Source organism: Streptomyces rubellomurinus (assembly GCF_000961885.1).
Classification (GTDB): Bacteria; Actinomycetota; Actinomycetes; order Streptomycetales; family Streptomycetaceae; genus Kitasatospora; species Kitasatospora rubellomurina.
In genome coordinates, this window is the sequence record NZ_JZKH01000069.1 from 23737 (window position 1) to 44117 (window position 20381).

Genomic DNA, 20381 nt, shown 5'->3' on the forward strand with positions numbered 1-20381 from the left:
GAGGTCAACAGTTTGTTGAACGGTTGGTGGTTACGTTTTGAACCGGGGGCCGCCGCCGGGCCGAATCGTGTGCGATCCGCCAACTGCGCCCCGCCGCCCGCCGATCCAGGATCGTGGGAGCGGCGGGACGGTCCGCGCGGAGCCGGGGCGCCCGGGCGCCCCGGAGTCGGGGCGCTCCGGAGTCAGGGCACCCCGGGGCTCGGGGCACTCGGAGCGCTCAGGGGGCCTTCGAGCCGTCCTGGCGGTTCAGGTAGTTGTACACCGTGAACCGGCTGACGCCGAGCGCCGTGGCGACCGTCTCGACCCCGTGCCGGACGGTGAACGCGCCGCGCTCCTCCAGGAGCGCGACCACCCGCTGCTTCTCCAGCCGGTCGAGCTCGGCCAGCGGGCGGCCGTCGAACTGGCGGGCCATCTCGGCCAGCAGCCGGTCCAGCGCGCTGCTCAGGTGCGGCAGCCGGACGGCCAGGGCCGGCGCGCCCTCCCACTCCAGGACGACGTCCTCGGCCTTCGCCTCGTCCAGCGGGACGGGCGTCGCGCCGACCGCGTCCAGCAGCGGCTTGACCGCCGCGGCGAGCGGGTGTTCCACGTGCTCGGTCACGGCGTACCGCCCTCCTCGCCCAGCACGCTGACCTGCACGGAGATCCGGGTCGCCCCGGCGTCCAGGGTCTCCCGGAGCAGTCTGGTCACGGCGGCGAGCACCTGCTCGGCCTCGCCCTCGGCGCCCGTCCCGAAGGGGCCGACCGCCACGTCCAGGCCGGCCTCGTCGACGACCTTGCGGGCCGTCGCGGCGTGCTCGGGGAACGTGTCCAGTTCGAACGGTTCTGTCGTGAACTCCACCATCAATCGCACGTGCTCACTGTAGCGAGCGGTGGTGGGCGCGGGCAGGGCCGATGCGGGGCCGATGCGGGACCGGGGCGGGCGGCATCACCAGGGCATCGCCGGCGCCTCACCAGCGCCCCGGCCGCTTCAACAAAATGTTGCGACGGTCTTGACACCCGCTCGGCGCTCCGGAGATGCTTCCACCACACAGAATCCGTCTTCCGCATCGTGGAAGTTGCGGATGACGGAAGAGAGTGAGAGGTGAGGAACGTGACGGCCGCCGCCAAGCACAGCTTCACGGTCAACCTGTCGATCCTGTTCGGCGAACTCCCGCTGCTGGAGCGCCCCGCCGCGGCCGCCGCGGCCGGCTTCACCGCCGCCGAGCTGTGGTGGCCCTTCGGCCCCGAGCCCCGGCCGCGGCGAGCCGAACTCGACGCGCTGCGCAAGGCGTTCACCGACGCGGGCGTACGCCTCACCGGCCTCAACTTCCTCGACGACCTCGGCCGGGGCGCCCGCGGCACGGTCTCGCTGCCCGCCGAGCGGGAGCGCTTCCGGGCCAACGTGCAGGTCGCCGCCGACCTCGCCGCCTCCCTCGGCGCCACCGCGCTCAACGCGCTCTACGGCAACCGGATCCCCGGCGTCGACCCGGCCGAGCAGGACGCCCTCGCGCTGGAGAACCTGGCGGTGGCGGCCCGGGCCGCCCACGAGATCGGCGCGGTCCTGCTGGTCGAGGCCCTCAACCGGATCGAGTCCCCGGACTACCCGCTGGTGTCCGCGGCCGCCGCGGTCGAGGTGGTCGACAAGGTCAACGCCGCCACCGGCCTGGGGAACGCGAGGTTCCTCTGCGACCTGTACCACCTGGCCAGGAACGGCGAGGACCTGGCCGCCGTCATCGACACCCACGCCGACCGGATCGGCCACGTGCAGATCGCCGACACCCCGGGCCGGAACGAACCCGGCACCGGCGAACTCGACTTCGAGGACCTCTTCGCCCGGCTCGCCGCCGCCGGCTACACCGGCCCGATCGGCCTGGAGTACCGCCCCGCCGGCGGCGTCAGCGCCGACAGCTTCGCCTGGCTGCCGCGCGAGCTGCGCGCCGCCAAGTAGCGGTATCCGCCGAGTGGCGGCGCCCGTCGAGCGGCACGCCGTCCGGGTGAGCAGCACGCCGCCCTGGGCCGCACCCACCCCCCCCGAAACCTCCCACCCACGCACCTAAGGAACGACGCGATGAGCCGCAAGATCGCCTTCGTCGGCCTCGGCATCATGGGCAAGCCCATGGCCGTCAACCTGGTCAAGGCCGGCCACCACGTGACCGGGTTCGACCTCTCCCGGGCCTCGATCGACACCGTGGTCGCGGCCGGCGGCCACGGCGCCGCGAGCATCGCGGACGCGGTGCGGGACGCCGAGGTCGTGATCACCATGGTCCCCGCCGACCCGCACGTCGAGGCCGTCATGCTCGGCGAGGACGGCGTCCTGGCGCACGTGCGGCCGGGCACGCTGGTCGTCGACATGTCGTCGATCACCCCGCAGACCTCCGTCAAGGTCGCCAAGGCCGCCGCCGAGAAGGGCGTGCGCACCCTGGACGCCCCGGTGTCCGGCGGCGAGGCCGGCGCGATCGAGGCCGTCCTGTCCATCATGGTCGGCGGCGAGGCCGCCGACTTCGCCGAGGCGAAGCCGCTGTTCGACGCGCTGGGCACCACGGTCGTGCACGTCGGCCCGTCCGGCGCCGGCCAGACCGTCAAGGCCGCCAACCAGCTGATCGTCGCCGTCAACATCCAGGTGCTGGCCGAGGCCGTGGTGTTCCTGGAGAACGCCGGGGTCGACCTGAAGGCCGCGCTGGACGTGCTCGGCGGCGGCCTGGCCGGCTCGACCGTGCTGGAGCGCAAGAAGGCGAACATGCTGAACCGCGAGTTCGCCCCCGGCTTCCGGATCGACCTGCACCACAAGGACATGGGCATCGTCACCGACGCCGCCCGCGCCGTGGGCGCCGCGCTGCCGGTCGGCGCCGTGGTGGCCCAGCTGGTCGCCTCCGCCCGCGCCAACGGCGACGGCTCGCTCGACCACTCGGCGCTGCTGCGCGGCGTCGAGCGGCTCTCCGGGCGCGAGCTCGCGTAGCGCCCCGCCCGGGGCCGCCGCGGTGAGCTGCAGTGAGCTGCGGCGAGCTGCGGCGGCCCCCCACGGACTCCCCCTGGCGGCGTGTACCCATCCGGTCGTGCCCGCGTCGCCAGGGGGCTGTGCCCGACCGGCGTGCGGGCCGGGGCTCATCCGCCCGCCCGCCGGTCGACCCAGCCGGTGACGCGCCCACCCTGCCCGGGGGCACTTCGGTCGTGCCCGCGGCGCGTCGCCCGGCCCCTCCCCGCCGAGGGGAGCCCCTCGCACGTCGGAAGCGGGTCGAGGGGAAAAACGGCGGGGAGGGGCCCACCCGGAACGCCCCTCCCGGGGGCGGGCCCGGCACCCGCCCGGGACGGCCCATGCTTGAGACAGGGCACCTCCGGGGCAGACCCGGGGACATGCCGTCGAAAACCTCTTCGAAGCAGCCGGGGGCGCACCCCGCGGACACCCGGGCCACACCGACGAACCACCGCCAGACCCCGTACGGAAGTGAGGACCGCGCCATGCCCGCCACCCCCCACCAGGGCCATGTGGTCGTAGCTCCGGACAAGTTCAAGGGCACCCTGGAGGGCGCCGAGGCCGCCGCCCGGATCGCCGCCGGCATCCGCCGCGCCGCGCCCGGCACCGAGGTGCGCGAGCTGCCCGTCGCGGACGGCGGCGAGGGCACCCTGGCCGCCGCGCTCGCGGCCGGCTTCACCCGCGTCCCGGTCAAGGTGGCCGGCCCGACCGGCCTGCCGGTGGACGCGGCGCTCGCCGTCCGCGGCACCACCGCCGTGGTCGAGCTGGCCCAGGCCTGCGGTCTCGCCCGGCTTCCCGGCGGGCGCACCGCCCCGCTGACGGCCGGCTCGTACGGCGTCGGCCAGCTGGTCGCGCGCGCCGTCGCGCTGGGCGCCCGGCGGATCGTGCTGGGCCTCGGCGGCAGCGCCAGCACGGACGGCGGGGCCGGCCTGGTCCAGGCCCTCGGGGTCCGTCTGCTGGACGCCGAGGGCGCCGAACTCCCGCCCGGCGGCGCCGCGTTGCGCCGGCTGGCGGAGATCGACCCGGGCCCGCTCGCGGAGCGGCTGGCCGGCGCCGAGGTGGTCGTCGCCTGCGACGTGGACAACCCGCTGCTCGGCCCGCGCGGCGCCGCCGCCGTCTACGGCCCGCAGAAGGGCGCGGACGCGGCGGACCTGGCCGTCCTGGAGGAAGGTCTGACCCGGTTCGCCGACCTGGTCGCCGGGACGACCGGACGGGACGTGCGGCAGGCCCCCGGCGCCGGTGCCGCGGGCGGGGTGGGCTTCGCCGCGCTCGCCCTGCTGGGCGCCACCATGCGACCCGGGATCGAGCTGCTGCTCGAACTGCTGGGTTTCGACGGGGCCGTGCGTGGGGCACGCCTCGTCGTCACCGGCGAGGGCTGCCTGGACGCGCAGACGCTCCACGGCAAGGCCCCCGCCGGCGTCGCCGCGGCGGCCGCCCGGGCGGGGGTTCGGGTGGCCGCGGTGGCGGGGCGGCTGGAGCTGTCCGAGCCCGAGTGGCGGGCGGCCGGATTCGCCGCCGCGCTCGCCCTGACCGACCTGGCCGAGCAGCCGGGGGACAGCCTGACCAGGGCCGCCGAGCTGGCCGAGACGGCGGGGGAGCGGCTGGCCGCCGAACTGCTGCCGGGGTGACCCGGTGCCCGCGGGAGCCCATGCCGCCGGGCCTGCCGGACGCCGCGCCGCCGGGCCCGCCGGACACCGCGCCGCCGGGCCCGCCGGAACCCGTGCCGCCGGGCCCGCCGGAACCCGTGCCCCGGGGCCTGCGGCACCCCGTGCGCCGAACCGCTCCCGCGCCGGATCCCTCGTACGTTCCTCCATTGACGTTTTGTTGAAGGCGGGCCTAGGCTCCCCGCAATCCTTCGCTCCCGCCCCGCCCCGACCGGCCCGCGACAGCCCCACCGGCCTTGTCGCACGGCCCCGTTCGGCGTACCCGCTTCGCCCCCCCGTCCAGGTCCCGGAGGCCTCCCATGCCAGTCACCAGTCCCGTGGTCGTCCGGTCCCGCCGGGTGGTCCTGCCCGAGGGCGAGCGCCCCGCGGACGTGCTGGTCCGGGACGGGCGGATCGCGCTGATCGCCGCCCACGGCACCCTCCCGGTCGAGCACCCCGGCGAGCTCGCCGACCTCGGCGACACCGCCCTGCTGCCGGGCCTGGTCGACACCCACGTGCACGTCAACGAGCCCGGCCGCACCGAGTGGGAGGGCTTCGCCAGCGCCACCCGGGCGGCCGCGGCCGGCGGCGTCACCACGGTCGTCGACATGCCGCTCAACTCGATCCCGCCCACCACCACCGCGGCCGGCCTGGCGGTCAAGCGGAAGACCGCCGAGGGCCAGGCCTGGGTCGACCTCGGCTTCTGGGGCGGCGCCGTCCCCGGCAACACCCCCGACCTCGAACCCCTGCACCGCGCGGGCGTGTTCGGCTTCAAGAGCTTCCTCGCCCCCTCCGGCGTCGACGAGTTCCCGCACCTGGCGGACGACGCCGACCTGGAGGCCGCCCTGGCCGAACAGGCCCGGATCGGGGCGCTGGCGATCATCCACGCCGAGGACCCGGCCGTACTCGCGGCCGCGCCGCAGCGGCCCGGCGTCCACTACCGCGACTTCCTCGCCTCCCGCCCCGCCGACGCGGAGACCGCCGCCGTCGCCCGGCTGCTCGCGGCGGCCCACCGCACCGGCGCCCGGGTCCACATCCTGCACGTCTCCTCCGCCGCCGTCCTGCCGCTGCTGCGCCGGGCCCGCGCGGAGGGCGTCCGGGTCACCGCCGAGACCTGCCCGCACTACCTGACCCTCGCCGCCGAGCAGGTGCCGGACGGCGGCACCGCCTTCAAGTGCTGCCCGCCGATCCGCGACGAGGCCAACCGGGACGCCCTCTGGCAGGCCCTGGCCGAGGGCGAGTTCATCGCCGTCGTCTCCGACCACTCGCCCGCCACCGCCGACCTCAAGCAGGTGCCCGAGTACGGCGGCAGCGGTGACTTCGCCACCGCCTGGGGCGGCATCGCCTCCCTCCAGCTCGGCCTGCCGGCCGTCTGGACCGAGGCCCGCCGCCGCGGCCACACCCTCGCCGACGTCGTCCGCTGGATGTCCGCCGGCCCGGCCGAACTGGCCGGCCTGGACGCCGTGAAGGGCGCCATCGCGGTCGGCCGGGACGCCGACCTGGTCGCCTTCGACCCGGACGGCGAATTCCCGGTCCGCGTCGCCGAGTTGCACCACCGCAACCCGGTGACCCCGTACGCGGGGCGGCAGTTGACCGGAGCCGTCCGCACCACCTGGCTGCGCGGCCGCGCGGTGGACCCGGCCGCCGAACCCTTCGGCCGGCTGCTCACCCGGCCCGCCGGCGCCCCTTCCGGCTCGCGCTAGCCGACGGCCCGTCACGTCGCCGTGACAGCCAACGACCACCCACGACCGACGCCAACCGAGGAGAGTCCAGTGACCACCGCCGACACCCCGAGCACTCCCTTCACCGAGCTGGTCGACCTGGCCTCGCGGCGGCTCGGCGCGGGCGTCGTCGCCACCAACGAGGACACCTTCGCGGACGCCGAGAACCTGCTGGTCGCCAAGCCCGCCGAGTTCCGCCCGCACACCTTCGGCCACAAGGGCCAGATCATGGACGGCTGGGAGTCCAAGCGCCGCCGCGGCGCCTCCGCCGAGCAGCCGCACCCCACCGACCAGGACCACGACTGGGCGATCGTCCGGCTCGGCGCCGCCGGAGTGGTCCGCGGAGTGATCGTCGACACCGCCCACTTCACCGGCAACTACCCGGAGAGCGCCTCCGTCGAGGCCGCCTCCGTACCCGGCCACCCCTCGCCCGGCGAACTGGAGGCCGCCGCCTGGACGGTGATCGTGCCGCGCACCCCGCTCCGGGGCGACACCGCCCACGAGTTCGCCGTCACGGACGGCACCCGCTACACCCACGTGCGGCTCAACATCTTCCCGGACGGCGGCGTCGCCCGGCTGCGGGTGCACGGCGAGGTGCTGCCCGACCCGCGCGAACTCGACGGCCTCACCTTCGACCTGGCCGCCCAGGAGTACGGCGGCGTGGCCGAGGCCGCCTCCGACCGCTACTTCTCCTCCCCGCACAACCTGAACGCTCCCGGCCGCGCCACCGTCATGGGCGAGGGCTGGGAGACCCGGCGTCGGCGCGACAAGGCCAACGACTGGGTGCAGATCGCCCTGGCCGGGGGCGGTGAGGTCCTGGCCGCCGAGGTGGACACCAGCCACTTCGTCGCCAACGCCCCCGGCTGGGCCGACCTCGTCGGCTTCGACGCCTCCGCCGGAGCCGACCCGGCCCAGGGGCCGTGGTTCGAACTGCTGCCCCGCACCCGCCTCCAGCCCGACACCCGGCACCGCTTCCGGCTCGCCCCGGGCCGCCCGGTGACCCACGTACGGATCAACGTCTACCCGGACGGCGGGCTCGCCCGCCTCCGGCTCACCGGCCGCCTCACCGAGGCCGGCCGCGCGGCGCTCGCGCTGCGCTGGTTCAACGCCCTGCCCGCCGCCGAGGCCGAGGCCGCGCTCACCGCGGCCGGCCTGGCGGACGGGGAAGCCGCCGCGCTGGCCGCCGCCCGTCCGCTGGCCGACCGGGCCGCGGCCGCCGGGGCCCTCGCCCCGCTCCCGCCGGCCGCCGCCGAGGCCGCCGCCCGCCTGCTCGGCCTCTGAGCCGGGCCGGCCGCCTCCCGGGGCGGCCGCCGCCCGGCCGGTTCGTCCACCCGTGTCTCACGCCTGACGTGACGAACCGTCAATCCATGCTCCACGCACCGCCCTTACCGACCCCCGAAGGACCCGCCATGCCCAAGAACCTGACCACGGAGTCCGGCGCCCCGGTCGCCGACAACCAGAACTCGGCCTCGGCCGGCGAGTACGGCCCGCTGCTGATCCAGGACCAGCACCTGCTGGAGAAGCTGGCCCGGTTCAACCGCGAGCGCATTCCGGAGCGCGTCGTGCACGCCCGCGGCTCCGGCGCGTACGGCTACTTCGAGGTGACCGACGAGGTCTCGCGCTACACCCGGGCGGGCTTCCTCGCCGAGGTCGGCAAGCGCACCGAGGTGTTCCTGCGCTTCTCCACCGTGGCTGGCAACCTCGGTTCGACCGATGCGGTGCGCGACCCGCGCGGCTTCGCGGTGAAGTTCTACACCGAGGAGGGCAACTACGACCTCGTCGGCAACAACACCCCGGTGTTCTTCATCAAGGACCCGATCAAGTTCCCGGACTTCATCCACTCGCAGAAGCGCGACCCGTACACCGGCGTCCAGGAGGCGGACAACGTCTGGGACTTCTGGGCCCACTCGCCCGCCTCCACCCACCAGATCACCTGGCTGTTCGGCGACCGCGGCATCCCGGCCTCCTACCGGCACATGAACGGCTACGGCTCGCACACCTACCAGTGGGTCAACGCCGAGGGCGAGGCCTACTGGGTGAAGTACCACTTCAAGACCAACCAGGGCATCCGCTGCCTGGACGCCGGCCAGGCCGCCGAGGTCGCCGGCGGTGACGCCGACTCGCACCAGCGCGACCTGCACCAGGCCATCGAGCGTGGCGTCTTCCCGTCCTGGACGCTGTACGTCCAGCTGATGCCGGTCGCCGAGGCCGCCGACTACCGCTTCAACCCCTTCGACCTCACCAAGGTGTGGCCGCACGCTGACTACCCGCTCGTCAAGGTCGGCCGGCTGGTGCTCAACCGCAACCCGGAGAACGTCTTCGCCGACGTCGAGCAGGCCGCGTTCTCGCCGAACAACTTCGTGCCCGGCATCGGCCCGTCCCCCGACAAGATGCTCCAGGGCCGGCTGTTCGCCTACGCCGACGCCCAGCGCTACCGCCTCGGGGTCAACCACACCCAGCTGCCGGTCAACGCCCCGCACGCCACCGAGGCGCACAACTACGGCCGGGACGGCCTGATGGCCGCCAACAGCGCCGGGCGCGACCGGAACTACGAGCCCAACTCGTACGACGGCCCCGCCCAGACCGACACCCCGCTCGCCGCGCCGCAGCGCGTCGACGGCCACACCGGCAGCTACCCCACGCCGGCGCACACCAAGGACGACGACTTCTTCCAGGCCGGCGAGCTGTACCGGCTGATGTCCCCGGGGGAGCGGAGTCGACTGATCGACAACATCGCGGGCTTCCTGGCGCAGGTCAGCCGGGACGACGTCGTCGAGAAGAACCTCGCGCACTTCCACGCCGCCGACGAGGAGTACGGCGCCCGCCTGGAGGCCGCCGTCGCCGAGCTCCGCGCGGGCGACGAGGGCTGACCGTCTTCCCGCCGGCCGGGCCCCTCCTCCCCAGGGCAGTGGGAGGAGGGGCCCGGCCGCGTCGCGCGTTCCCGGGATCCCGCCACCGGTGCCCCACGGCCCACGTAGTCTGATGCGGCATCAGTCGAGGGGGGATGTCGATGAATCGGTCAAGCTGGTCCACAGCGGGCTTCCTCGCCCGCGTCCGTGCGGCCCTGGGCGGTGCCGACACCGACCCCGGGGCCCGGGCCGAAGGGGTCGACGGGGTCGACGGGGTCGAAGGGGTCGAAGAGGCCGAAGGAACCGGGGGAGGCGCGAGGACCGGGGGAGGCGACGGGGCCGGGTGGGCCGGCGGGATCGGGGAACAGGGCGGCGAGGAGACCACGGCCGGCGTGCTCGCCCGGCTGAACCGGCGCGGCTGGGCCGTGCTGTGCGACCTCGGCGTCCCCGGCAGCTCGGAGAACCTCGACTTCCTGGTGATCGGACCGCAGGGGCAGGTGGTCCTCGTCGACGCGGAGCACTGGTCGGCCGCGGACGGCGCGACGGTGGGCATGCCCGGCGGGCGCCTGTCCTGCGGCGCCGAGGACCGGCAGGAGCTCGTCGACAAGCTGCGTCGGGAGAGCCGGATGGTCGAGGACGAACTCGGGGCGGTGGCGGAGGCCGTGGCCGTGGTGGAGGGCGTGCCGGTCGACAACGGGGTGTTCAGGTCCGCCGGTGTGTGGGTGGTCGGGCCGCAGCACCTGTGGGGCGCGGTGCTCCAGGCGCCGACCGGCCACCGGGACCAGGCCGCCCTCGTCCGGCTGGCCAAGGGCCTCTTCCCGCCGCTCGGCTGAGCCCGGGGCCGCCGTACGGGCGTTCGCTGAACTGGGCGTTCACCGTGCCGACCTGATCGCCGCACGGAATGTGCACGGAAATTCACGGACAGCGGTTGCCGGAGCCCCGGGCTCGATAGGCTGGAGGATGCCCGCGGTCGCTCCGTGGGGGACATCGGAAGGGGACGACATGTCGACACCGGTCCCGGGTCGCCACGCCGCGCTGGACCAGGGCCTCGGCGGCCCGTTCACCTCCCTGCGGTACGCCCTCAGACTGCTGGAGGCGGTGGACCGCCACCCTGACGGCGTCACGCTCGTCGCCCTCGCCCGCGAGACCTCGCTCGGCCTGCCCACCGTGCGCCGGCTCGCGGAACTCCTGGAGATCGAGGGCTACCTCCAGTGCCAGGACGGCGGTTGGGTGCTCGGCGGCGCCTTCGCCGTGCTCGGGCAGCACAACCGGGAGCAGCTGGTCAAGGCCCGGCTCAACCGCAAACTCGCCGAGCTGCGCGACGAGTTGGGTGCGGCCGTGTACTTCAGCCGTTACCACGACGGGGAGTTGTCGGTGGAGGCGGTGTCGGCCACCGACTACGCGCCGGCCGTCCAGGAGTGGGTGGACTTCCGGGCCACCGCGCACGCCAGCGCGATCGGCAAGTGTCTGCTCAGCCAGCTCGACGCGGACGGCCGCCGCGACCACCTGTCGCGGCACCCGGTCGCCCGGCTCACCTCCCGCACCGTCACCGACGTCGACCAGCTGATGCACCGGCTGGAGCGGCAGCCGGCCACCGTGCCGGTGCTCGACATCCAGGAGTACGCGCTGGGCACGGTGTGCGCGGCCGTGCCGATCACGGCGGGCAGCACGGTCGGCTGCCTGGCGACCTCGATGCCGGTGGCCAACATCCACAAGCTGCGGGCCGCCGCCGAACTGCTGGCGGCCTCGGCGGCGCCGCTGCTGCTCGCGATGGCGGTCTGAGCCGCCCGCCTCGACGGCCCCGCCGGACGTGACGCGTCCGGCGGGGCCGCGTGCTGCCCGGCCATCCCTCCCCGGCGGCGCCCGGGTCTGCTCGGGTTATTAGACTCGATGTCGATAAGAGTGGTCGAAACCCTTGAACCCCGGGCTACCCGCGAGTACGTTTCCCTCAGCCGAGCCGCCACCCGAGCCGCAACCCGAGCCGCCGCCCCAGGTCAGGAGGGCCTAGCCATGCCCCGATCCACGCCCGTCCCCGCCCTCGCCGCCCCCGCCGCACGCGTCCACGAGAGCCTGGTCCTCGAACCGCGCGACGTCCGCTTCGACTGGGCGCAGCTGCCGCTGCACTGGATCCCCGACGAGCCGGTGGCCACCCATGTCATCAACGTGCTGCACCTGCTGCTGCCCGAGGGGGAGCGCTGGTTCGTCAAGGTGTTCAAGGAGGCGCTGCCGCTCATCCGGGACGAGCAACTGCGCGAGGAGGTCCTCGGGTTCATCGGCCAGGAGGCGATCCACGCCGAGGCGCACCAGGAGGTCCTGGACCACATGCTCGGCCAGGGGCTCGACCCGCGCCCGTACGTGCGGCAGGTCTCCTGGCTGTTCCGGCGCGTCCTCGGCGACAAGCCCGGGCTGTCGGCGCGCCGGCGGCGGGAGAATGTCATCGAGCGGGTCGCGTTCATCGCGGCAATCGAGCACTTCACCGCCTTCCTCGGCGACTGGGCGCTCAACTCGCCCGGCCTGGACCGCGCGAAGGCCGACCCGACGATGCTCGACCTGCTGCGCTGGCACGGCGCCGAGGAGGTCGAGCACCGCAGCGTCGCCTTCGACCTGCTGGTCCACCTCGACCCGGGCTACCTGCGCCGACTGCGCGGGATGCTGGTCTCCGGGCCGCTGCTGGTCCACCTCTGGGTGCGCGGGGCGCGCTACCTGCTCGCGGCCGACCCGACCCTGGCCGGGCGGCTCAAGCCCACCTGGGGCGAGGCCCTGCGGATCTCCCGGCGCGGGCTGCTGCCCTCCCCGGGGCGCTCCGTCCGCTCCGGCCTGAGGTACCTGCGGCCCGGCTACCACCCCACCCAGGAGGGCTCCTCCAGTCAGGCCCTCGGCTACCTCGCCACCTCCCCGGCCGCCCGCGCGGCGGCGGCGCACGGCTGACGGGTTTCAGCGAACAGAGAACAACATCTGTTATCTGAAAGTTGTTATCTGTTATCTGTTCGCTGAAATCTGAAAGTTGAAAGTTGACATCTGAACTCCGACATCTGTTCGTCGAGACCGAGGACCCTCCCGGATGGACCTGCTCAACCCGCCCCCCGACCTCTACGGCCGCCCCCGCGCCGATACGTTCATGCGCCGGCTCACCGCCTTCGGCGACCGTTACAGCCCGGCCCTCGGCGGCCCGCTGCTGCGCCGCAACCCGCGCCGCCCGTTCAGCCGCCCCACCCCGCCGCTCCGGCTGGTGATCACCGCCCGCCGTGAACTCGCCTCCGATGTCGTCGAGTTGACCCTCGCCGACCCCTCCGGCGGCCCGCTGCCGCGCTGGCAGCCCGGCGCCCACCTGCGCCTGGTGCTGCCCTCCGGCCGCGAGCGCCACTACTCCCTCTGCGGCGACCCGGCCGACCCCGCCGCCTACCGCGTCGCGGTGCGCCGCCTGCCCGAGGGCGGCGGCGGGTCCGTCGAGGTCCACGACACCCTGCACCCCGGCGCCCGCCTCACCGCCCGCCGCCCGCGCAACGGCTTCGCCTTCTGTGCCGAGCCCGTCGTCCTGCTGCTCGCCGGCGGCATCGGCATCACCCCGCTGCTCCCGATGGCCCGCGAGGCGCAGCGGCACGGCCTGGACTGGCGCCTGGTGCACGTCGGCCGCAGCGCGGACACCCTCCCGTACGGGGACGAGCTGCGCGCCCTGGACCCGCGCCGGGTGGTGCTGCGCACCGACGACGAGCACGGCGGCGTCCCGACCGGTGCCGAGCTGCTCGCCCACGCCCCGCGCGGCGCCGCCGTCTACTGCTGCGGCCCCGCCCCGATGCTGGCCGCGGTGCAGCGGGCGCTGGACGGTTCCCCGGCCGCGTCGCTGCACTTCGAGCGTTTCGGCGCCGCGCCGGTCACCGGAGGCCGCCCGTTCGCGGTCCGGCTCGGGGCGGCCGGCCCGACGCTGGACGTCCCCGCCGACCGGTCCGCCCTGGACGTGCTGCGCGAGGCCCGCCCGGACCTCCCGTACTCCTGCCACCAGGGCTTCTGCGGCACCTGCGAGCTCCGCGTCCTCGCGGGCGAGCCCGAGCACCGGGACCGGCGCCTGACCGCCGAGCAGCGCGCCGCCGGCGCCCTGCTGCCCTGCGTCTCGCGGGCCGCCGAGGGCGAGACCCTGGTCCTCGACCTCTGACCCGCACCGGCCCGAACCGGCACCGGCCCGAACCGGCACCGGCCAGGACCGCCCCCGGCACCCGCACCGGCCAGGACCGCCACCGGCCCGAACCCGCACCGGCCCGAACCACTAGGAGCCCCGATGGCAGCGATGCCCGCCTTCCCCTACACCGAGCGCGACCTCGCCCGCTTCCGGGAGGTCCAGCAGCTCGCCTACCACTGCGCCGAGCAGGTCGCGGCGTGGATCGAACCGGGCGTCACCGAGCGGCAGACGACGGCGGAGCTGCGCCGCCGCCTGGTCGCCGCCGGGGTGCAGGACTTCTTCCACGTCCCGTTCGCCTGGTTCGGCGACCGTACGGCGTTCCGGCACTTCCGCACCCCGCTGCAGTTCTTCGCCGGCAGCCGCCGCCTGGAGGAGGGCATGCCGTACGTGCTGGACTGCGCGCCGATCGTGGACGGCTACACGGCCGACATCGGCTACGGCGGCAAGGTCGGCGAGAACCGGGTCTGGGACCGCCTGGCCGCCGACCTCGCGGTGTACCGCGAGCTGATCCTGGCCGAGGTGCGCGCCCGCAAGCCGCTGAACGAGGTGTACGCGGCCGTGGACGCGCAGATCGCCGCGCACGGCTACGACAACCGCCACCGGGTGTACCCGGGCCGGGTGATCGGCCACCAGGTGACCCGGACCACCGTGCGCGGCCCGGCCGGGGTGAACGTGTTCGGCTTCGGCGTGCGCACCCTTCAGACCCTCGGCCGCGAGCTCGTCACCGAGCGCCTGCACGGCCGTTCGCCGCTGTGGGCGGACGGCCGCTCGTCCCGGCACGCGCCCACCCCGGGCCTGTGGGCGGTCGAGCCGCACATCGGCTTCCGGGGCGTGGGCATCAAGTTCGAGGAGCTGCTGGTGGTCACCGAGGACGACGCCCACTGGCTCGACGACGACCTGCCGCACGTCCGCCGCTGGACGGCCGCCGGGCAGGAAGCGACCAGCACCCGGACCGATGCCGTGGAGGCCGCCCGATGAGCACCCCGACCCGCCGCCGGACCGTCCGCTCCGGCGGCCTGTCGCTCGCCGTCTTCGAGCAGGGCGACCCGGCCGCCCCCACCGTCCTGCTGGTGCACGGCTACCCGGACACCCACGCCGTCTGGGACGACGTCGCCGCCGACCTCGCCCGCGACCACCACGTGGTCCGCTACGACGTGCGCGGCGCCGGCGAGTCCGGCGCGCCCGCCGGCCGGGACGGCTACCGGCTGGAGCACCTGGCCGAGGACCTGTTCGCCGTCGCCGAGGCCGTCAGCCCGGACGAGCCGGTCCACCTGGTCGCCCACGACTGGGGCTCGATCCAGTCCTGGGAGGCCGTCACCGCGCCCGGCGCCGAGCGGCGGATCGCCTCCTACACCACCATGTCCGGCCCCTGCCTGGACCACACCGGCCACTGGCTGCGCCACCGCCTGCGCCGGCCCACCCCGCGCCACCTGGGGCAGCTGCTCCACCAGGGCCTGCACTCCTGGTACATCACCGCCTTCCACCTGCCCTACCTCGCCCCGGCGGCGTGGCGCCTCGGCCTGGCCCGGGCCTGGCCGCGGGTGCTGCGCGACCTGGAGCACGTCACCCCGCGCGCCGGCCACCCGGGGCCGAGCCTGCGCCGCGACGCCGTCCGCGGCATCGAGCTGTACCGGGCCAACTTCCGCCCCACCATGGGCCGTCCGCGCGAGCGGCCGACCGAGGTGCCGGTCCAGCTGGTCACCCTGACCCGGGACCGCTACGTGGGCACCTACCTCTCCGAGGGGCTGGAGCGCTGGGTGCCGAACCTGACCCGAAGGACGCTGCACGCCGGCCACTGGTCGGCGCTGCTGGAGAAGGGAGCCACCGTGGCCGGACTGGTCCGCGAGTTCACCGCCCGCACCGCCGCCGAACGGGCCGGGAACGGCCGACCGGCCGAGGGCGACGGCCGGTTGGCCGTGGTGACCGGCGGCGGCAGCGGCATCGGGCGGGCCACCGCGCTCGCCCTCGCCGAGGACGGCGCCCGGGTGGTGGTCTGCGACCTCGACCTCGCGGCCGCCGAGCGCACCGCCGAACTCGCCTCGCTGGTCGGCCCGAAGGCGCACGCCTACCGGGTGGACGTCGCGGACGGCGCCGCGATGGACGCCTTCGCCCAGGCCGTCGCCGCCGAGCACGGTGTGCCCGACGTGCTGGTCAACAACGCGGGCATCGGCCACTCCGGGACGTTCCTGCAGACCACCGAGAAGGAGTGGCAGCGCGTCCTGGACGTCAACCTGTGGGGCGTCATCCACGGTTGCCGCGCCTTCGGCACGCTGATGGCCGACCGCGGCCGGGGCGGCCACCTGGTCAACGTCTCCTCGGCGGCCGCCTACCTGCCGTCCAAGGCGCTCACCGCCTACGCCACCAGCAAGGCCGCCGTCTTCATGCTCTCCGACTGCCTGCGCGCCGAGTTCACCGCCCACGGCATCGGCGTCTCCACCATCTGCCCCGGCATCGTCAACACCAACATCACCCGCACCTCCACCTTCTCCGCCACCACCGCCGCCGAGCAGGCCGCCAAGCAGGCCCGCGCGGCCCGGCTCTACGCCCGCCGTGGCTTCCCGCCGGAGAAGGTCGCCGACGCGATCGTGCGCGCCGTCCGCACCGGCCGGGCGGTCGTCCCGGTCACCCCGGAGGCGAAGGTCGCGCGGTTCCTGTCCCGGCTCAGCCCCGGACTGCTGCGCCTCGCCGCCCGCCTCAACGTGACCTGAGGCGGCCCGACATGACGCGGCATGGGCCGAGGCGGCGCCACCCGGCGTGACGGCTCCTGATAGTGACTGACGCAACTCACAAACGGAGTGTCAGCTTCCTGCCAAAACCCCCTGGTCAGTGTCGGTCCGCCCGTAGGCTTACCGGCAGGTAACCAGTGAGGGGAACACGAACTGTGAAGAAGCGTCTGGTTTCGGTAGCGCTCGGTGCGGCCGGTCTGCTCATGGCGATGGCCCCGGGAGCCGTCGCGGCACCGGCCGCCGACGCGCCGAGCGCCCAGAGCTGCGAGGGCGTGACGCTCACCGGCTCGCTGCCGGTCCCGCCCGCGGGCACGACCGTCCAGCAGACGGTGACGATCGGACCGGACTGCAAGCCGCAGGAGGGCCCGGTCTCCTACGTCCCGACCGCCCAGGGCACCCAGACCGCGCAGGCCCGCACGGCCCGGGCCGCCAAGGCCCTGGCGGCCGCGGGCGACACCACCGTCGCCGGCCACCGCAAGGTCACCAGCGCCAGCGAGATGTACGACTGCTGCAACATCCGCATGACCGGCCTCTACACCACCTCCGACTGGGACGTCGCGAACGGCCGGATCACCACCGCCGCCACCACCGCGACCCAGGGCTTCAACCGCGAGCCGTGGAACGCCGGCTGGTCGGTCGCCTCCGCCACCAACAGCGACGACTGCACCACGGACTGTGCCGTCACCAACTCCCAGGCCCGCGCGGACTTCTCCTACAAGGGCATCTTCGACCCGACCGGCCTGTGGTACGGCAACACCCACACCACCTCGGTGACCCTCAACCCCGACCTCACCTACAGCTGCACCTTCGACGTCCAGCTGCGCCACACCTTCATCGGCTGGAACTGGCAGCGCTCCTGCAAGACCGCCTGACCCACCCGGTGACGTGATCGCGAAGGCCTCCCGGCCCCGCCCCGAGCGGAGCCCGGAGGCCTTCGCCACAGCTGCCGGGCCTTCGCCGCGACCTTCAGCCCTTCGCCGCGGCGTTCAGCCCTTCAGCCGCCGCAGCCCTTCGAAGAGCTCGTCGGCGGTCATGCAGATGTGGAGGTCGACGGTGGCGTTCAGCTGCTGCCAGAACGGTTCGGCGATGGACGGCAGCGAGGCCTCGTCCGCGACGTTCACCACCATCACCATGGACCGGCGGCCTCGCCGGTTGAGGAAGTAGGCCGCCTCCGGCTTGAGTTGGGCCAGCATCTGCTGGACCCCCTCGGTGATCGATCCGTCGCTGACGAGCTTGTTCGAGGTCGCGGTGTCGAGTTCGACCTCCAGCAGGGCGCGCATGGTCCCCGCTCCTTCCCCGGGCTCGGGGCGAGTCCGCAACTCCAGCCTCCCGCCAACGCGGTGGCCACGCAACGTCACCCGCCCTCGTCACGCGGCGTGCGGCGAACGGCTCCCGGCCGGTTCCTCCGCCGGCGTCGCCAGGTCGTGGTGGATCGGCCCGTTCCCGGCGCTCAGCGGCAGGCAGCTGCCGCCGCGCCGGTGGGCGACGATCTCGGCGGCGACCGACACCGCCGTCTCCTCCGGGGTGCGCGAGCCCAGGTCGAGCCCGATCGGGGAGCGCAGCCGGGCCAGTTCGGCGTCGCTCAGCCCGGCCTCGCGCAGCTTGGCCTGCCGCTCCCGGTGGGTGCGGCGCGAGCCCATCGCGCCGACGTAGCCGACCGGCAGCCGCAGCGCCCGCTCCAGCAGCGGGATGTCGAACTTGGCGTCGTGGGTGAGCACGCACAGCACGGTGCGCCCGTCGATCCGGCCGAGCTGCGAGTCGAGGTAGCGGTGCGGCCAGTCGACGACGACCTCGTCGGCGTCCGGGAAGCGACGGGCGGTGGCGAAGACGGGCCGGGCGTCGCAGACGGTGACGCGGTAGCCGAGGAAGCGGCCGATCCGCACCACGGCGGCGGCGAAGTCGATCGCGCCGAAGACGATCATCCGCGGCGCGGGCACGGAGGACTCGACGAAGACGGTGACGGTGCCCCGCCCCTGCTCGTCGCAGGGCCGCCCGTCCAGGCCGAGCACGACCCTGCCGGTGCGCCCGGCGTCCAGCATCGCCCGGGCCTCGGCGACCACGGCGCGCTCCAGCGCGCCGACCGTGGAGGGCCCCGTCGACAGCGCCCCGAACGCCTCCCCGGCGGTGACGGCGACGCAGGCGCCGACGAGCGCGGCCGGCCCCTCGACGACCCGGGCGAGGGCGACCGGCGTGCCGGCGGCGATCCGGGCGAGGCCGGCGTCCAGCCCGGCGTCGGAGCCGGGCACGACCGGCTGGACGAACACGTCGAGGACCCCGCCGCAGGTCAGCCCGACCGCGAAGGCGTCCTCGTCGCTGTAGCCGAAGCGCTCCAGTACCGGTTCGCCGCTCTCGATCGCCGCCAGGCACAGCTCGTACACGGCGCCCTCGACGCAGCCGCCGGAGACGCTGCCGACCGCCTCGCCGGCCGCGTCCACGGCCAGCGCCGCCCCGGGGTCGCGCGGGGCGCTGCCGGAGACGCCGACGACGGTGGCCACGGCGAAGGAGCGCCCCGAGGCGTGCCAGGCCTGCAACTGCTCGGCGATGTCCTGCATGGCGGAGTGCTCCTTACCCATTCTCGACAGTAGCGGGGGTGCCGCCGTACGGGAAACGATCCCGTACGGCGGCGGTGGTGCGTGAATCCGGCCGGGGCCCCGACCCGGCCGGCCGCGGCAGGGGTCGGGTCAGTGCACGCCCAGCCAGGACTTGACCGGCGTGAGCGCGAAGTACACGACGAACACCGCCGTGAGCACCCACATCAGCGCCCCGGGCTCGCGCCACCGCCCCCGCCCGGCCTTGAGCACGGTGTACGAGATGACGCCGGCCGCGACGCCCGCGGTGATGCTGTAGGTGAACGGCATCAGCACGCAGGTCAGGAAGGCGGGGATGGCGACCTCGCGGTCGGACCAGTCGATGTGCCGGGCCTGGCTCATCATCATCGAGCCGATCACCACCAGCGCGGCCGAGGCGACCTCGACCGGGACGATCCCGGCCAGCGGCGAGAAGAACAGCATCAGGGCGAACAGGCCGCCGGTGACGGCGGAGGCGAGGCCGGTGCGGGCGCCGTCGCCGACGCCGGTGGCGGACTCGACGAAGACGGTCTGCCCGGAGGCGCCGGCCAGGCCGCCGACCGCGCCGCCGGCGCCGTCGATGAACAGCGCCTTGGACAGGCCGGGCATCCGGCCGCGCTCGTCCGCCAGCCCGGCCTCGGTGCCGACGCCGATGATGGTGGCCATCGCGTCGAAGAAGCCGGCCAGCACCAGGGTGAACACGGCGACGGAGGCGCTGATCGCGCCCATGCCACGGGCGCCGAAGGCGCCGAACAGGTCGACGTGGCCGAACAGGCCGAAGTCGGGCGCGGAGACGGGGCTGCCGGGCCACACCGGCACCGAGCTGCGCCAGGCGGCGGCGGGCACGTGGGCGAGCTTGTTGACGGCGACGGCGAGCACGGTGCCGCCGGCGATGCCGAACAGGATCGCGCCGCGCACGCCGCGCGCCATCAGCACGAAGATCGCGAGCAGGGTGGCGCAGAAGACGGCGACCGGCCAGCCGGTGAGTTCGCCGGACGGGCCGAGCGAGAGCGGGGTGGGCCCGCCGGTGTGCACGAAGCCGGCCTTGTAGAGGCCGATGACGGTGACGAACAGGCCGATGCCGATGGTGATCGCGTGCTTGAGCGGCAGCGGGATGCCGTTCATGATCTTCTCGCGCAGTCCGGAGACGACCAGCAACACGATCAGCAGGCCGTAGATCACGCACAGGCCCATGGCCTGCGGCCAGGTGGTGTGCGGTACGACGAGCGCGGAGACGGCGCCGGAGACGGAGAGGCCGGCGGCCAGGGCGAGCGGCACGTTGCCGACCAGGCCCATCAGGATCGTGGTGACGGCGGCCGCGAGGGCGGTGGCCGTGGTGAGCGCGGCGTGGTCGAGCTTGGCGCCGGTGACGTCGGCGCCGCCGAGGATCAGCGGGTTGAGCAGGACGATGTACGCCATCGCCATGAAGGTGGTGAGGCCGCCGCGCAGTTCTCCCGCGAGGGTCGACCCCCGGGCGGAGATCTTGAAGTACGCGTCCAGCGCGTTCGTCGCGCGAGGGGGCGCGGCGGGGGGCGAGGGGTGGGTCTCGCCCCCGGTGGCTCTGTCTGCTTCGGTGGTGCCGGGCTCCGTGGGGATCCTGGTCATGTCCACTCCCAAGTGTCAAAGGGGGTTGGGGTGGGCGAGCCGACCTGACGACCGATCACGGGGGCAGGGGGACGTTTCGACTCACGGTGCGGTGGGGGGGTGGTGCGGTGTGGGGGTGGTGCACCGTCGCGGCGCCCCGGCGTGGGC

At 74.6% G+C, this 20381-nt stretch carries 18 protein-coding genes; 13 read left to right on the forward strand and 5 right to left on the reverse strand.

What is annotated here, in order from left to right; all coding sequences use genetic code 11:
* Positions 1-217 precede the first annotated feature (217 nt).
* Both VM95_RS27405 and VM95_RS27410 read right to left on the reverse strand, forming a co-directional pair.
* On the reverse strand, positions 218-598 hold the full coding sequence (locus VM95_RS27405; protein ID WP_045701504.1) for a helix-turn-helix domain-containing protein: 381 nt from the start codon (positions 596-598) through the stop codon (positions 218-220).
* A complete protein-coding gene (locus VM95_RS27410; RefSeq protein ID WP_078860613.1) occupies positions 595-840 on the reverse strand; it encodes a thiamine-binding protein in 246 nt (81 codons plus the stop codon). Before VM95_RS27410 ends, VM95_RS27405 begins: the two co-directional genes overlap by 4 nt.
* A 240-nt stretch (positions 841-1080) precedes the next feature.
* Here VM95_RS27410 and VM95_RS27415 point away from each other — a divergent pair, with 240 nt between their 5' ends.
* The 13 genes from VM95_RS27415 (at position 1081) to VM95_RS27475 (ending at position 16934) form a co-directional block, all read left to right on the forward strand.
* The gene (locus tag VM95_RS27415) at positions 1081-1926 is read left to right on the forward strand and encodes a hydroxypyruvate isomerase family protein (protein WP_078860615.1); all 846 of its coding nucleotides are present in this window, start codon (positions 1081-1083) and stop codon (positions 1924-1926) included.
* Between the two features lie 120 nt (positions 1927-2046).
* Entirely contained in the window at positions 2047-2934 is an 888-nt protein-coding gene (locus VM95_RS27420; RefSeq protein WP_045701510.1) for a 2-hydroxy-3-oxopropionate reductase, read from the forward strand.
* 500 nt (positions 2935-3434) lie between these two features.
* Positions 3435-4577, forward strand: a complete 1143-nt coding sequence (locus tag VM95_RS27425) for a glycerate kinase (RefSeq protein ID WP_045701513.1) — start codon at positions 3435-3437, stop codon at positions 4575-4577.
* A 335-nt stretch (positions 4578-4912) separates the two neighbouring features.
* A complete protein-coding gene (allB, locus tag VM95_RS27430; protein ID WP_045701515.1) occupies positions 4913-6295 on the forward strand; it encodes an allantoinase AllB in 1383 nt (460 codons plus the stop codon).
* Between the two features lie 69 nt (positions 6296-6364).
* A complete protein-coding gene (gene alc, locus VM95_RS27435) occupies positions 6365-7594 on the forward strand; it encodes an allantoicase (protein WP_078860617.1) in 1230 nt (409 codons plus the stop codon).
* A gap of 128 nt (positions 7595-7722) precedes the next feature.
* The gene (locus VM95_RS27440; RefSeq protein WP_045701517.1) at positions 7723-9183 is read left to right on the forward strand and encodes a catalase; all 1461 of its coding nucleotides are present in this window, start codon (positions 7723-7725) and stop codon (positions 9181-9183) included.
* Between the two features lie 140 nt (positions 9184-9323).
* Entirely contained in the window at positions 9324-9995 is a 672-nt protein-coding gene (locus tag VM95_RS45300; protein WP_279616851.1) for an NERD domain-containing protein, read from the forward strand.
* A 169-nt stretch (positions 9996-10164) separates the two neighbouring features.
* Positions 10165-10944, forward strand: coding sequence for an IclR family transcriptional regulator (locus VM95_RS27450; protein ID WP_045701518.1), 780 nt, complete (start codon positions 10165-10167; stop codon positions 10942-10944).
* A 228-nt stretch (positions 10945-11172) separates the two neighbouring features.
* Positions 11173-12090, forward strand: a complete 918-nt coding sequence (locus tag VM95_RS27455; protein ID WP_045701520.1) for a metal-dependent hydrolase — start codon at positions 11173-11175, stop codon at positions 12088-12090.
* Between the two features lie 133 nt (positions 12091-12223).
* On the forward strand, positions 12224-13312 hold the full coding sequence (locus VM95_RS27460; RefSeq protein WP_045701522.1) for a PDR/VanB family oxidoreductase: 1089 nt from the start codon (positions 12224-12226) through the stop codon (positions 13310-13312).
* Positions 13313-13435: 123 nt separating this feature from the next.
* On the forward strand, positions 13436-14314 hold the full coding sequence (locus tag VM95_RS27465) for a M24 family metallopeptidase (protein ID WP_208615539.1): 879 nt from the start codon (positions 13436-13438) through the stop codon (positions 14312-14314).
* Positions 14311-16044 (forward strand): SDR family oxidoreductase, encoded by a 1734-nt coding sequence (locus VM95_RS27470; protein ID WP_045701526.1) that lies wholly within the window; start codon positions 14311-14313, stop codon positions 16042-16044. Before VM95_RS27465 ends, VM95_RS27470 begins: the two co-directional genes overlap by 4 nt.
* A 173-nt stretch (positions 16045-16217) precedes the next feature.
* A complete protein-coding gene (locus VM95_RS27475; protein WP_052707616.1) occupies positions 16218-16934 on the forward strand; it encodes a hypothetical protein in 717 nt (238 codons plus the stop codon).
* Positions 16935-17048: 114 nt separating this feature from the next.
* Here the strand turns inward: VM95_RS27475 and VM95_RS27480 are convergent, their stop codons facing one another.
* The 3 genes from VM95_RS27480 to VM95_RS27490 form a co-directional block, all read right to left on the reverse strand.
* A complete protein-coding gene (locus VM95_RS27480; protein ID WP_045701531.1) occupies positions 17049-17342 on the reverse strand; it encodes a hypothetical protein in 294 nt (97 codons plus the stop codon).
* Positions 17343-17429: 87 nt separating this feature from the next.
* Positions 17430-18614: an XdhC family protein gene (locus tag VM95_RS27485; protein WP_045701533.1), complete on the reverse strand. Its 1185-nt coding sequence runs from the start codon at positions 18612-18614 to the stop codon at positions 17430-17432.
* Between the two features lie 129 nt (positions 18615-18743).
* The gene (locus VM95_RS27490) at positions 18744-20234 is read right to left on the reverse strand and encodes an NCS2 family permease (RefSeq protein WP_045701536.1); all 1491 of its coding nucleotides are present in this window, start codon (positions 20232-20234) and stop codon (positions 18744-18746) included.
* Positions 20235-20381: the final 147 nt, after the last annotated feature.

What these genes read in the sequence shown, in the direction of transcription:
- VM95_RS45300 (WP_279616851.1), top strand. Translation starts at nt 9,324, where the DNA reads ATGAATCGGTCAAGCTGGTCCACAGCGGGCTTCCTCGCCCGCGTCCGT.
- allB (WP_045701515.1), top strand. Translation starts at nt 4,913, where the DNA reads ATGCCAGTCACCAGTCCCGTGGTCGTCCGGTCCCGCCGGGTGGTCCTG.
- VM95_RS27425 (WP_045701513.1), top strand. Translation starts at nt 3,435, where the DNA reads ATGCCCGCCACCCCCCACCAGGGCCATGTGGTCGTAGCTCCGGACAAG.
- VM95_RS27470 (WP_045701526.1), top strand. Translation starts at nt 14,311, where the DNA reads ATGAGCACCCCGACCCGCCGCCGGACCGTCCGCTCCGGCGGCCTGTCG.
- VM95_RS27450 (WP_045701518.1), top strand. Translation starts at nt 10,165, where the DNA reads ATGTCGACACCGGTCCCGGGTCGCCACGCCGCGCTGGACCAGGGCCTC.
- VM95_RS27420 (WP_045701510.1), top strand. Translation starts at nt 2,047, where the DNA reads ATGAGCCGCAAGATCGCCTTCGTCGGCCTCGGCATCATGGGCAAGCCC.
- VM95_RS27485 (WP_045701533.1), bottom strand. Translation starts at nt 18,614, where the DNA reads ATGCAGGACATCGCCGAGCAGTTGCAGGCCTGGCACGCCTCGGGGCGC.
- VM95_RS27440 (WP_045701517.1), top strand. Translation starts at nt 7,723, where the DNA reads ATGCCCAAGAACCTGACCACGGAGTCCGGCGCCCCGGTCGCCGACAAC.
- VM95_RS27410 (WP_078860613.1), bottom strand. Translation starts at nt 840, where the DNA reads ATGGTGGAGTTCACGACAGAACCGTTCGAACTGGACACGTTCCCCGAG.
- VM95_RS27465 (WP_208615539.1), top strand. Translation starts at nt 13,436, where the DNA reads ATGGCAGCGATGCCCGCCTTCCCCTACACCGAGCGCGACCTCGCCCGC.
- VM95_RS27480 (WP_045701531.1), bottom strand. Translation starts at nt 17,342, where the DNA reads ATGCGCGCCCTGCTGGAGGTCGAACTCGACACCGCGACCTCGAACAAG.
- VM95_RS27460 (WP_045701522.1), top strand. Translation starts at nt 12,224, where the DNA reads ATGGACCTGCTCAACCCGCCCCCCGACCTCTACGGCCGCCCCCGCGCC.
- VM95_RS27455 (WP_045701520.1), top strand. Translation starts at nt 11,173, where the DNA reads ATGCCCCGATCCACGCCCGTCCCCGCCCTCGCCGCCCCCGCCGCACGC.
- VM95_RS27490 (WP_045701536.1), bottom strand. Translation starts at nt 20,234, where the DNA reads ATGACCAGGATCCCCACGGAGCCCGGCACCACCGAAGCAGACAGAGCC.